General features: G+C 43.2%; 19 protein-coding genes. All 19 read right to left on the reverse strand.

Features of this window, described 5'->3' with window-relative positions; all coding sequences use genetic code 11:
* Positions 1–10 precede the first annotated feature (10 nt).
* Positions 11–1,072 (reverse strand): major capsid protein, encoded by a 1,062-nt coding sequence (locus FAY32_RS09655; RefSeq protein WP_143463228.1) that lies wholly within the window; start codon positions 1,070–1,072, stop codon positions 11–13.
* 18 nt (positions 1,073–1,090) lie between these two features.
* Positions 1,091–1,459 carry a hypothetical protein gene (locus tag FAY32_RS09660; RefSeq protein ID WP_143463229.1) on the reverse strand — a complete coding sequence of 123 codons (369 nt, stop codon included), beginning with the start codon at positions 1,457–1,459 and terminating at the stop codon, positions 1,091–1,093.
* Between the two features lie 18 nt (positions 1,460–1,477).
* Positions 1,478–2,107 carry a capsid assembly scaffolding protein Gp46 family protein gene (locus FAY32_RS09665; RefSeq protein ID WP_143463230.1) on the reverse strand — a complete coding sequence of 210 codons (630 nt, stop codon included), beginning with the start codon at positions 2,105–2,107 and terminating at the stop codon, positions 1,478–1,480.
* A 169-nt stretch (positions 2,108–2,276) separates the two neighbouring features.
* Complete coding sequence (locus tag FAY32_RS09670; RefSeq protein ID WP_143463231.1) at positions 2,277–2,483, reverse strand: hypothetical protein; 207 nt, start codon at positions 2,481–2,483, stop codon at positions 2,277–2,279.
* Between the two features lie 17 nt (positions 2,484–2,500).
* On the reverse strand, positions 2,501–2,662 hold the full coding sequence (locus FAY32_RS14645) for a hypothetical protein (protein ID WP_158727577.1): 162 nt from the start codon (positions 2,660–2,662) through the stop codon (positions 2,501–2,503).
* An 11-nt stretch (positions 2,663–2,673) separates the two neighbouring features.
* On the reverse strand, positions 2,674–2,931 hold the full coding sequence (locus FAY32_RS09675; RefSeq protein WP_225428331.1) for a hypothetical protein: 258 nt from the start codon (positions 2,929–2,931) through the stop codon (positions 2,674–2,676).
* Positions 2,921–4,615: a minor capsid protein gene (locus FAY32_RS09680; protein WP_225428332.1), complete on the reverse strand. Its 1,695-nt coding sequence runs from the start codon at positions 4,613–4,615 to the stop codon at positions 2,921–2,923. The genes FAY32_RS09675 and FAY32_RS09680 overlap by 11 nt, the downstream gene beginning before the upstream one ends.
* Positions 4,599–4,931: a ribosomal-processing cysteine protease Prp gene (locus FAY32_RS09685; protein WP_158727578.1), complete on the reverse strand. Its 333-nt coding sequence runs from the start codon at positions 4,929–4,931 to the stop codon at positions 4,599–4,601. Before FAY32_RS09685 ends, FAY32_RS09680 begins: the two co-directional genes overlap by 17 nt.
* Positions 4,894–6,327, reverse strand: a complete 1,434-nt coding sequence (locus FAY32_RS09690) for a phage portal protein (protein WP_143463234.1) — start codon at positions 6,325–6,327, stop codon at positions 4,894–4,896. Before FAY32_RS09690 ends, FAY32_RS09685 begins: the two co-directional genes overlap by 38 nt.
* Positions 6,328–6,342: 15 nt before the next feature.
* Positions 6,343–7,683 carry a PBSX family phage terminase large subunit gene (locus FAY32_RS09695; RefSeq protein WP_143463235.1) on the reverse strand — a complete coding sequence of 447 codons (1,341 nt, stop codon included), beginning with the start codon at positions 7,681–7,683 and terminating at the stop codon, positions 6,343–6,345.
* Entirely contained in the window at positions 7,673–8,122 is a 450-nt protein-coding gene (locus FAY32_RS09700; protein ID WP_143463236.1) for a phBC6A51 family helix-turn-helix protein, read from the reverse strand. The genes FAY32_RS09695 and FAY32_RS09700 overlap by 11 nt, the downstream gene beginning before the upstream one ends.
* Positions 8,123–8,204: 82 nt before the next feature.
* Positions 8,205–9,005 (reverse strand): hypothetical protein, encoded by an 801-nt coding sequence (locus FAY32_RS09705; RefSeq protein ID WP_143463237.1) that lies wholly within the window; start codon positions 9,003–9,005, stop codon positions 8,205–8,207.
* Between the two features lie 560 nt (positions 9,006–9,565).
* Positions 9,566–10,048, reverse strand: a complete 483-nt coding sequence (locus FAY32_RS09710) for a sigma-70 family RNA polymerase sigma factor (RefSeq protein WP_143463238.1) — start codon at positions 10,046–10,048, stop codon at positions 9,566–9,568.
* 79 nt (positions 10,049–10,127) lie between these two features.
* On the reverse strand, positions 10,128–10,316 hold the full coding sequence (locus FAY32_RS09715; protein ID WP_143463239.1) for a helix-turn-helix domain-containing protein: 189 nt from the start codon (positions 10,314–10,316) through the stop codon (positions 10,128–10,130).
* Positions 10,317–10,332: 16 nt separating this feature from the next.
* Positions 10,333–10,566: an ASCH/PUA domain-containing protein gene (locus tag FAY32_RS09720; protein WP_225428333.1), complete on the reverse strand. Its 234-nt coding sequence runs from the start codon at positions 10,564–10,566 to the stop codon at positions 10,333–10,335.
* The gene (locus tag FAY32_RS09725; protein WP_143463241.1) at positions 10,566–10,796 is read right to left on the reverse strand and encodes a hypothetical protein; all 231 of its coding nucleotides are present in this window, start codon (positions 10,794–10,796) and stop codon (positions 10,566–10,568) included. The genes FAY32_RS09720 and FAY32_RS09725 overlap by 1 nt, the downstream gene beginning before the upstream one ends.
* A gap of 11 nt (positions 10,797–10,807) precedes the next feature.
* The gene (locus FAY32_RS15000; RefSeq protein WP_263862553.1) at positions 10,808–10,942 is read right to left on the reverse strand and encodes a hypothetical protein; all 135 of its coding nucleotides are present in this window, start codon (positions 10,940–10,942) and stop codon (positions 10,808–10,810) included.
* A gap of 2 nt (positions 10,943–10,944) precedes the next feature.
* A complete protein-coding gene (locus tag FAY32_RS09730) occupies positions 10,945–11,145 on the reverse strand; it encodes a hypothetical protein (protein WP_143463242.1) in 201 nt (66 codons plus the stop codon).
* Positions 11,145–11,399 (reverse strand): hypothetical protein, encoded by a 255-nt coding sequence (locus tag FAY32_RS09735; RefSeq protein ID WP_143463243.1) that lies wholly within the window; start codon positions 11,397–11,399, stop codon positions 11,145–11,147. The genes FAY32_RS09730 and FAY32_RS09735 overlap by 1 nt, the downstream gene beginning before the upstream one ends.
* Positions 11,400–11,472 lie beyond the last annotated feature (73 nt).

Below are 11,472 nucleotides of genomic sequence, written 5' to 3' on the forward strand. Positions count from 1 at the left end.
ATAATCACTCCTAAGCTAACTTGATTGGCTTTGCTTGGAAGACTTCGGTAGCTCCTGGGAACGAAGGTAAGGCAACCGCAGTAGCCTTTTCCCAAGTACCAACAGGGTCTTTCGTTTCGTTGTAGATAGTTACGAAAACATTGCCAATGGATTGCTTTTGCACAGTGGAATCACTAGCTAATCCAATTTCTTCTGGTGTTGGGCCAAACAGCTTTTCACCAGGATTATCATCGGGCATCATGACAAATGCATCTTCAGGTAAGTAACGATGTGCCGTGTAAGTGCCATCAGCATTCTGTTCACGGTACTTGTTATCGTAAGTCCGAATAACTGGTAAGCCCTGTGCTTGCATGAAGGCGTCGAAGTCAGCTTGTCCCAGAGTGCGGGTAGAAGTCCCGTATACATCCTTTAAAACATTGGCATTCTGAGTTAATAGACGGTAAATTTTCTTAGAAGTCAGCACCCGGGTAGCTTCAACATCCATCTTGTCGGCCCAGCCAATAATGTCCTTGATTGGGTCCGCAGAGTCAGTATCCCAAGTTGTGCCACCCTTGCCGGTCAAGTCGGCTTGATGTTCTGTTGGCACTTGGTAATCAAAAGTTGCCTGTTGCTTAGTGTCTGGATCAACCACGGTAACTTTTCCTGTTGCCAGTGCGTCCATTGACATCTTTTCAACTTGAGTTAACACACCTTGAGTTAAAACATCGATATCGTCATAAACGCGGTTCTTCAAGTAATCGGCTTCTGCGGCATCCCGTGGATTCATGAGTGCATATAAATCTTCTTCATCAATTTGCATCTTGCGCTTAATCAGAGCCAATTCGAGGGCTTTCTTGGAAGCCTCACGACTACCAATTTCAGCTTCACTGTTAAACGCACTGACGTGAGCGATAACAGGTGTCCGATTACCTGCATACACTTGGTCCAGCTTTAAAGTCTGAACCCAACGTGGTGTAAATAAAGTGTCACCAACCATGGCTGGATATTGACGGTCTCGAACGTAATCAAGTACAGATTTTTGTGGGAACAGTTCACTAATGGAAGCGAACCGTTGTAAATTTAATTCTGGCATTCTATTATTCCTCCTAAATTAAGATGCTGATGACGTACTGCCACTAGTAGGTGTTGCTAGTGAGTCGGCATCCTTAAAGTGAACAGCCGTCATTGCTGTCATAGCAGCGGCTGACGGAGCAACAGGCAAGCGTTGACCATACAGCCACCCTTCCACCAACATTCCTACCATTTGTGGGCCTTCGTTCACGTCTGCTTCATTCAGTAAGACACCCTTAGCCTTAGCGTCATTGGTTGGCAGAATAGTCCCTGCTGGAATTACCTTGTGGCCCAATTCATCGGTAACAACAGCTGTATTGGTATCATCGACCATCGTTGAGAAGCTCGTAAATTTTGAACTCGCCAAGAAATTAATCTCCTTGGCAGTTACTTTTTTTCCTACATACATTAATTATTCCTCCTTTGTCTAATCCCACATACTCTTACTTGGCTTGCTGTTCTGCTTGTTACGTTCTTCGGCAGCAGTCTTACCAGCAGAAGCTGATACGGAAGAACCAGCGGCACCAGGTACGTTAGCTGAATCTGCCAGCTTCTTATCGACGCCAGACTTAACACTTTCACGATAGACATCAGAAATAGCTTGGTAGGTGTCGTCTAAGTTCTTTGTATCTGATAATGCTGGTTCAAATACTTTGACCAAACCAACCGGCAAGCCATCCTTAGCCAATCGTTCAGAAATCCCCGCACGATTCTCACCAATAACCAGCTTCTGCTCACGGTCAGCTAATGATTTTTCACGCTTATCATCATCGAACTTGCGCTTCTCGGCAGGAGACATGTCTTCATAGGCCTTGTTTTGAGTTTGTTCCTGATTCCATGTTTCCTTTAGCTTTGAAGCTGACTTAGCAAACTTCTTGTCATACCAGCTATCTAGTTCTGATTGATCTTTAAACGTGATAGTTGTATCTGCACCATCATCGTTGCTGCCAGTACCGTCATTGCCACCTTGGTTATCATCAGTCGCATTACCGCCATTATCATTACCGCCTTCTTCAGCAAAGCGTTGTAAGTTCAGTACATCAGAATAAAATTTCATTGTTAAATCCTCCTAGCCCATGAACGTCTATAAACCGCATAAGAAAAGCACTCCACGAACATCAACATCGTTGACCCACGCACAGTGCTTCACTTAACGTTGCGGTAGTTAGACCCACACACGCTTATTTAGTTTGCCTAGTTTAATGACATCCGACAGGTCAGGCCTTCTAAACGTTTGGAAACAGCATAGTTTTCAGAACCACGCCAGCAATTTCAATCGAATCAGCATGACTATGGCCCTTGAGTTTTGATTCCTCGTAACATGTTAGAAAAATATCAGTCATGCTTTTATACCCCTGTTTCATATCATCATCGAGAGCTAAACCTTTCATTGCCATTTCGGTATATTGCATTAAATCCTCGTCGCTTTTCATTTCCAAACACCTCATCGTTAACTACCAAGTAGAAGAACGACCGTCCAGCTCACAATCGCCGCAATACAAATCGCCGCAAATTGCTGATACTTTTGACGGTCATTCAATAATTCCTTATCAAAAAGGGCCAGTAGTGAAATCATCACCACTAACCCCATAATAATTTGAAATCCTAGCATTTAATCAGTCCTCATAGTGCAACAACAATGATATTTCGCCATTGGTCACGAATACTTTTGCCATTAATAACAAAGTCCAATACAGCATCGACACTATCATCCAGGTAATGAACTGGTCCATTAGGATTTTGCGCAATGACTCGTTTACCATTCTGGTCATAACCGATATACCACTCGGTGTTGTTCAAAACAATCTGAATATCCTCACCAACTTCGATTGCAAATGATAATTCATCAAGCGAAGCCAAGTGGTCTGAATTAACTTTCATGTTTTTGTTGGTCATCATTCACAATCCTTTCGGCCTTACTGAGTTTCCGACCAGGGCGTTCACGTCTAGGTATCATCTTCCCATCCTTGGTCGTCGTGCTTAGCCAAGTATGAGCATGTGGAACAATTGTGTGAATCTTATTGTTTCCATGATTCGTAAAATCAATATCAAGACGTGCCTTCCCAGTCCTGCCATAATATCGTCGTGATATTAATTGGTCTTCAATAAATCTATCATAAACTGAGTTTGGCTCCTGCTCGTATGGCACCCGATGTTCCGTTGATTTGACATGCAAATTAGCCAACGCTTGTTGCTCAAGTTTCACTTCACGCACATCATTAACAAGTTGCTGGTAGGTTCCACCATCAGTATACTTCATTGTCTGAAAATCATCGAACGTTTTAGCCACATTTTTATTACCTAAAACACTTTGATAGCGCCGATACTGTTCAATATCACTCGACTGATTGGCTATCTTCTTTTGCATGAGCTGAACATCTTGTTTCCCATGCTTATTCAGCAGCATCTTTTCCCAGTCACGATAAGTTGCATCAGCTGGAATCTTGATAGCTTTATCAACAATCGGATCACGAGCGGTACGATACCCACCGTGTTTAGACTTGGTAAAATGAGCGACAGCAATCGTTCGACAGAATGGGTGGAAAGGTGGGTAGTTGCCTTCTTTACCGGCTACCTTGGCATCTTTAACCTTGAATACCTTGCCGTCCATGTGACGACAGATATTCGATGTTCGAAAGTCTAAGACCGCTAATAGCGAATACTCCTCAACGTGATGCCCTTTCCATGCATGAAGACGCGCTTGGTTACTTATATAAGCTGACTCAGTTCGAATTAGTCTCCGAGCCTGATAAGCTCCCACCGAGAACTCCTTCATCAAAGCCTGTGCCATATCACGCTCGGACATTCCACTCATCTGCTTAGCAGCAAATAAAGTTTGCAGTCGCTTAGCTAAGCCATCCGTATTATCCCAAATACGCTGAGAGTAGTTACATCCTTCCCACGGTTCATCCAAGGACTGTTTAACGTAATCCGTACTCAGTTCTTTCAAATGAGTAATCGGCTTGTCAGCAGAGACATCGACTTTATGGATTACATCCCCAGACTTAGGATTGACAAACTGAATCTGCTCACGTTTTCGGTCAATATCTGGCACAACATCCCCTTGATAGACATTAAAATCCTTCTGAGTTTGCCCAATGATTGACTCGGCAGTCGCACGATTATAGGCGTCCTGCATAACGTCAATATAGTATGGTTCTGACTCCTTTAACTGTACATCGGCTAATTGCTTAGCTACCACGTAAGACTTCGCTCTAAGCAACTCTGCTTGCGTAATACGATGTTTCACAGCTAAACCATCAAGGTATGTCTGCAATTGCTTCTTCACAGCCTTATCCTCAACAGATTTAATCATCTGATGAAGGACTACCAATTGGTCCGGTGTCACTTGGGTATTCAAAATACGCGCTACCTCAGCTTCGGTTAAGTCCGACTTGTCGAGGTAACGCGTATAAATTTGTTTACTCTCATTGACCAAATACTTCTGCGCTTGCAGGTAGGCTTGAATCAAGGCGTCAATGTGCTTGTCACCTTTATCGTGCTGCTGTTGCTCCAGCCAGACGGCTCGCCGCTCCCAGTAGTTGAGTTTATCTTTGTCCGCCATCAGTGTTCACCAGCTTAAGCTTAAGGTTGTCAGGATATTGCTTGGCCAGCTGACTAATCATAAGTCCAAAGGATTGAATCATTCGTTTATCACCACTGTCAAATGTTATTGTACGAAGCTTAACAGTTTTACCATCATCGCTCACCTCCGGCCCATGGAGAAACGCCTTCAATTGCTCGTACAGAACTGAGACAGCTGCGCACACAATATCATGCCCATATGGCGCCTCCAAAGCGTGGCCCTCAATTTTGATATCTACCAGTTGGGCAATTGCAGAATTAGCTTGTGGGCTCTTGGTTATTGTCACCTGAATCATCGCGGAACCCCCTTCGGTCGTCATCTACATTACCGTCAGACTCATCACTACCCATAGCCTTTTTTTGGTTAGCAATCTGCTCATCATTCTGTTGCTTCATCAAGTCGATAAGTTTCTGTGGATCATAACCATCTGGCAGCCAACTGTAGGAAACCAGCCGAGGGATAACACCATCAGCATTTTTAATGTTGGTAATCGTATCCGTCATGTTAACCGGGATATTCGGTGTGATTCGTACCTTAACGCTAGAAACATCAACGTCCTGTTCCTTAATCTTCAACATATTCTGCATGAGCTTAAGACGCCGCTTTAGGCCTTCTTTCAAGGATTGTTCCTTCACAGAAATAAGGTTAAGCAAGCCGAACAGTTTGTACTTCATGGCTTCACCAGAAATATTTCCAGCGAAATCTTTGTCGTTCATGTTAGGCACATTTGACATCTCATGAATATCGTTAGTAATAGAATCCGCTAGCGTTTGAGTGGCGTTCTCATCAAGCGTTTTGGTTAGCCATTCGACAGATGTTCCCTCATCCTTAGGTGCTAAACCATCAAGCATTTGACCTTTCTCCAATTTCCCTTCAATGGTGGTCCCATAAACTAAAAGAATAGCATCAACAAAGGCGTCTTTATCAGCAATTCGATCAGACTGCAAATTGTTGTATGAGTCAATTTGAGAAATCAATTGTTCAAAGTCACCCTGCATTTGCTCATTATTTTTATATTCAGTAATGGGTTCTTCGCCCCAATATTGGAACGAGACCTTTGGAAAACCAGTTTGCATGTTTGTTTCCGACAAACGGCTGCCCGACACGGTGCGATACTGAATCAAGCTGTGCTTCGTATAAACTGAAACGAGATAGCCATTCTCCGTACCGTCTAGTTTACGTTTCGGTAGCATATACACGCCGAACAAGACGTTCTCGTCCTCTGAATCATCAGTGACCACGAATGTATTCCGTGGGTCTAGCAGGGCGATACGCTCTTCTGTCGTCTCATCATCAATGGCAGTCAGATAATTCATTTCATAAGCTACACCATAGCAGGATAAGTCCCGTTCCAGCTCGGTATCATGAGCCGTGATGTTCATACGGTCAAAAGCTTCAGTAATCGCGTCAATACTCTTACCATCTTGAGTAACGTAAGTGATCGGGTTACCCGTCATCATCCCCGTTACCATATCGGTAATGTACTTGGCATGGTTGACCATAACTTTGTTGTCCTTGCTACCAGGATTACTTAACATGCGGTCAAAAATAGCGTGCTTACCTAAGTAGTAATCACGCATCTTGTTCAGTCTGCCAATGTCCTGTTGTTTCAAGTCAATCAGATTATTCAGAAGGCTAGCCGGCGGATTGTCAATATCATCCAGCAGCGTCGCATCAATCTTGTATGCCATAAATCATCCCCCTTTCTATCTAATGTATGATGGCTTAGCCTTTGGCACAGCCTTACCTTGTTTCAAGCCAAGCTCACGTGCGTTATCAATCGCGAAATACTTAAACGCGTCGCAAGTATGGTCGTTTTCCTTAATGACTTTAGGTGAATCACTTTGAATCGTCTTTTCGTCCCACTGGTATTGTTGATGTTGCTCAACGAAGACCTGATTGGCAGGAATATCCATGTAATAAACACGTCCCTGTGCTAGCAGAGAAGAAACGTAATCAATCATGGTTGCCTCATCGGACTTGGCAACACCATGCCATTGCTCGTTGTATTCCTTGACGAACTCGTTACGCAGAGCACCTTCAGCAGAATCAATCGTGCGCTTCATAACGCGTTGCCGATACTCACTATCAGTCTTACCCTCGAAGTCATGAATCTCTGGCACGAGGTCACTAGGCGCCTTCTTACGTACCTTTTTAGCCGGTGAGTAGTAATAGGTGTCCAGCAAAATGACTTTACCTTTAGCCGTCAAGCCAACTGCCAAGCAAGTCGTTGCTGAATTCATATGACCGGCATCAACTGAGTAACCAATTTTCTTCAAAGGATCATCTTCAAACAACTCTTTGATTGGATGGAACAGGTCCATGTTGTAAACATTAGTTCCAAGGCCGACGTCCTCACCCAAATACATCCAGCGATAGTAGTCAAAGTCGTTTTGCTTAATCAGCTCGATTTCATCTAGGTAATCCTGAGATAAAAAGCCTAGCTTATCGTCTTTGTATGTCGAATGGTCAACGTACCAGCCCTTCATACCACGACGCGTATCTGACCACTGGTTAATCCAATCATACGGATTACGCGGTGGGTTGTAACTACAATAGGTAATGACATGCATGCCTTGAGGTAACTTCTTACGAGTAAAGGAAGCACGAACAGCATCGACTTCTTCCCAACTATCAAACTCGGCTAATTCTTCAAACCATAGCCAACGAACGTACCCATTCGCAATAATCATTGACTTCAATTTTTGCGGGTCATCAACACCACTAAAATAGAATGCTGTGCCAGTTGCCTTATCGGTAATCTGATATGGGGATGTCGTGAACTTGAATTGGTCCGCAACATGTAGCTCATAAATTGCCCACTTAATCTGCTCATAAACAGACAACTTAATCGTATTAGCAACCTTACGCATAATGAGAGCATTACCTTTCGGGTCCATCAAAAAATCCGTCACTAGCTGAATGCTAATCACGGATGATTTCGTTGACCCACGGCCACCTTCTAATACTTTGTTCAGTGCATTGGAGAAGAGAACATAATCGAAGTGCGGATTAATCAGATTGTCCACATCGACGTTAATTGCCATCTTGTCCCCTCCGATCACTTCTAATCAAGTTGATTGTTACTTCACCTGTGCCATGACCCTTTCTGATTTCATCAAGCTTGGCCTCAGCAATCTTAGCTTCCGCACTAATCTTACGAGACTGAGCATTGCTTAATGATCTATCCAGGATATCCTTGGCTGCACTGAACTGCACCATTTCAGAACGAGCGTTGAGTAGACGTTTCATGGTCAAGACGGCCTCGCCTGTCAAACTTCGTAGCATGTACTGGCTATATTCGTCCCGTGCCTGGCAGAACTGCTCACGTTTCTTCCAAGCCGAAATAGTCGTTCGAGCCACGCCGACATCATCTGCAATTTGTTCCTGTGTCATCTCTCCTTCAAACAACATGACGATAACTTTCTGTTGCTTACCACTCAGTGAGTAGAAAGTCGCCAGTTGTCGTACTTTGTCAGACTTCATCGCATATCACCACCTCCTATAATTATTGATACTAAAAAAGCATATTTGCTTAGAATATGCTCTTTCCCTTAACAATTTAATTTTACTTAACAGTACCTTGGCCCTTTGCAGGACTCCAAGCAGCGGCATGCCCAAGCTTTCCAGCCTTGATTTCAGAATTTGTTGCGGCTACAGCGCCTATCGCACCTCCAGCATAATTTTCATTCTGGAGTGCACTAACCAGCTGATGATTATTATAAATTGCGCTGTGAGACGCAATTGGCCTCTCAACCTGATACCTTGAAAATTTTTCATTCAAATTATCAACTTTGCTCATCAGCTGTTGAATCATGTCTTCCTGAGAAATGTTAGAACTATTCCCCTTTACTAATGTCACACGACCAGTAGCCTCAAATACCGGACTATTAGACTCACCATCCATAGCAGAACTGATATGTTCACTCAAATTTTCTTTAAAACTATCTAATCCAAACAAAGTATCATCATACGTAACAACTCTTTGATCCTGAATGTCAAAAGGAAGTTGATTAATTTGATCGCTTCTAATAATCATCACAAGAGGTTTATTAGTTGCATGCCTAAGTGCAAGCTCATACATAACATTTGGATTTTGATTTGTTAGGTTAGCAATAACCAGATCACTGTCAACGATTTTGTTAATGATATCTTTCCCAATAGATCCTGATTCGGTACTTTCCATCGGGTTGTTAACTTCAAAACCTTTTTCATTTAATACTGGAACAATAACTGATTCAATAACTCCCGTTGCTTCACGATTGATGGGCGAATTAGAAGTTCCGATCGGCGTAATAATAAACGACGTTTTCTTTTTGTTTTCATCTTCATTTGAATCTAGCTGTACTGCTTTCTTCTCTGTTGTCACTGTCGTATCCCCTATCAATAATCTTAATTAATAGTAAGCATACCACAAAACCCCGACGTCACCGCCAGGGTAGTTTGGAAGAAGCATAAAGTTTGTACCCACTTAAGGATGGGCCTTACTTTGATGAGGTTCGTACCTGCTTAGAGATAGGTCTCAATACCGCCCGTGAGAATCGAACTCACAATCAATCACCAGAGGCGGCACGCGAAAGGGAAATGCAAATCAACATCAAGTTCTGCTGTAGTCACCAGGTACAGCAACATTGCGGGTGAGGGTTTTCACCCCACATGACACGTTTCAGATAGCTTAGGCACGGATATGGCCGTCTTTCAGGCTAACTCCTCGAACGAAATACTATCTATCTGTTTTTGAAGGCTGGTAGCTTCTCAGTCCATTTATGTGCCGCCATTTACCGCTACCTTTTACCAAGCCTTTTGTCTTATCGCCATAGCGTCTACATTATTCCGCCACCGCAATATTTTTGCTCTTTCGATACTACTAATATAATCCCATGAAACCTAGAAACCCATGCATTCAGAGTGTACACACAAAATACACTTTCAATCGAACAAGGGTATACAATCACCAATTTCCACATCATAGCGATTCTCGAAGCTGTGTTTGTGGTCTTCCCACTGGTCCAAGAAGTCCAGCATGTGGTGTAGTTCCGCTGACTTGTGACGAATCCAATCAATCCCATAAGGGAAGTCTGGATCATCAGCTATATCATCAAGTGTCATACCCTCAATATAATGGAGCTTTAAGAACTCGTGCTCGTACCCATGGAAGGAGTCAACCAAAGCTAACAGCTCCTGCCGATCACTCTCACAGTCGTCTAGCTCAGCCTGCAAAGGTGGAAGCTGATCTAGGACGTGGGCACCGCGTGACCTACCATTGATTCTCAAATGGGATAAATCGCCGTCCTCCCATCGCTGTTCTTCTCGCTTAACTTTCCGAATCTGCCACCGCAAGTAACGGCAGCGTTCTTCCAAGTCAAGATATTCTTGAAGCCATTCATATCTACTCTTATCCTTGCGTCCCAACTCCGTCACCTCATGGTATAATTAATTGTTGAGTTAATTAGATCAGTCGGCGTGCCAGCAATGGGACGCTTTTTTATCGTCATCTAAAAGTATCAAGACTCACATCAAGTGCATTAGCAATTCGTAAAATCAAGTCGAAGCTTGGCTTCTTAATTCGACCATTTTTCAACGCGTAAATACTTGAATCATTTTCGTTACCCATCATTACGGAAAGCTTATGTGGCGCGATGTCACGCTCCTTCAATATTGGTTCGATTTTCTCCCACAAAATGTCCCTCCACAAATTAGTTAATTGCTAAAACAACATACCCAGTTTTCTGCTGAAACTCAGTCATATAGGTAATCTTACGAGCTAACGCCCTACCTGTATAGAATCTGTTTTCAGGAGAAAATTCTTTTAGAATGAGGGTGTCGCCAACGTGGAAGCCACGATCGTTCTTACGAATCTCGAACGTCTTATTCCCCAAGAACACCTCACGAAAATATTCGGGCTGAATCTTCAACTCATGGACTGTCATCACTTAGCCTCCACGTATGGAACATGCTGATACCCATATTCGCGAGTATCACTAGTAGTAATTCGACTTGAGTTAAGAATGCCGTTATCCCAATCGCCATCAAAACTATCTTCTTCAGTAGATGCACGTTCTCTCAACATATCAATTGCACCTTGTGGTGTATCTGAACAACCAATCATTTCTAAATCATGACCATCGTCCAAGTTGTAAACTACATAAGCTGCAAACATTATTATGCCTCCTAAAATTGCGCACCAATTACATACAACGGCTGACCAGTTTTATCGTCACAAATTTCAAGTCCACCTTCATCATGGGCAATACGGGCCCACTTCTCAATGTCACTGAAATATATGCCTTCCGAAATTTGATTCACGGCTATCCTTCTTTCAACTGATCGACCACCTGAATATCCAAGGGTGTCAAATCTTCATCTTCCAGTCGCTTGTCAGCAGTCAGTCTCTCCAACTCTTCTACTTCGGCATTCTGGATTTGTGCCACAGCATCCTCAGAAGTATCAGCCATTACTTCGACTTCATACCACGCTTTAGTCTCATAACGAACCAAGAATTTGTACACTACTTCACCCCCATTTCGCGCATGCACTCGTTCCCGAAGTAAATCAGGAAGGCTGCTTCGTCCTTCTCGGTCATATCTTTATAAATACGACGAATATCTTCCGGAACGCCCATATCCATTGCCTGATTGTTTTCACTCTGCTTCAAGTCACGCATGAACTCACCCAAAATTTCAATTGGGTAAAGTCCCACACCAACCGAGAGAATTATCAGGTAGTCAGACAACTTCTGAAAATCAGACTTATTAGCGACCATTAATCAACGCCCAAGTCAGTCTGACCATCAGCTTCTGGAAACTCACCATCGGTATCTAGCTCAGTTTGATTGG

Origin of the sequence: Levilactobacillus enshiensis (assembly GCF_007115095.1) — a bacterium.
Classification (GTDB): Bacteria; Bacillota; Bacilli; order Lactobacillales; family Lactobacillaceae; genus Levilactobacillus; species Levilactobacillus enshiensis.